This is a genomic window from Vibrio sp. YT-19(2023) (assembly GCF_033337395.1).
In genome coordinates this window covers 1-546 of the sequence record NZ_JAWOQN010001003.1, presented here as the reverse complement: position 1 = coordinate 546, position 546 = coordinate 1, and the positions used below count along the sequence as shown (strand labels likewise).

At 44.5% G+C, this 546-nt stretch carries 1 protein-coding gene; it reads right to left on the bottom strand.

Annotated elements, in window-relative coordinates; genetic code table 11:
* A partial coding sequence (locus tag R7E78_RS29680) for a TSUP family transporter (protein WP_318059085.1) occupies positions 1–361 on the bottom strand: 361 nt, incomplete at its 3' end.
* Positions 362–546: the final 185 nt, after the last annotated feature.

Genomic DNA, 546 nt, shown 5'->3' with positions numbered 1-546 from the left:
GGTCAATACGAAACGGAAGCACACTAACGATAACCGCGAATAGAACGAGTAAACCGATCCACAACGTCAGTGCTTGAGTGGAGACAAAAAACAGCATGAAGCCACCAGCAATAGAACCGGGAACTCGGCCAATCAGTGCCATTTTTAGACCACCGATTTCGACGCTACTGCGATGTTTCAGCGCATTCATGATCGAAATAAACAACGCGACCAAACAGATAGGTGCAGGCACATATTCGGGCGCCCATAGAATGAGCAATGGCGCGGCCACAATGGCTAAGCCAAAACCAATCGCAGTTTGGACAAAAGAACCGAGAAAAATCAGTCCCATCGCAAGCAAGGTAACCGACTCAAATTCCATCTAGATTATTCTTATATTCAGACAATCAATAAGGGCACTAGACTTATCGCATTTCGAGATAATTGCCTAAGCCCGCCTTGCGTAGCATTCCTCAATGACCATGAAAAGACAATCTATTTGTCTGTTTTTAGACAACACTCATTTTCGCTAACCTCACTACCAACGTAAGGCTTTTCTTACAGAAA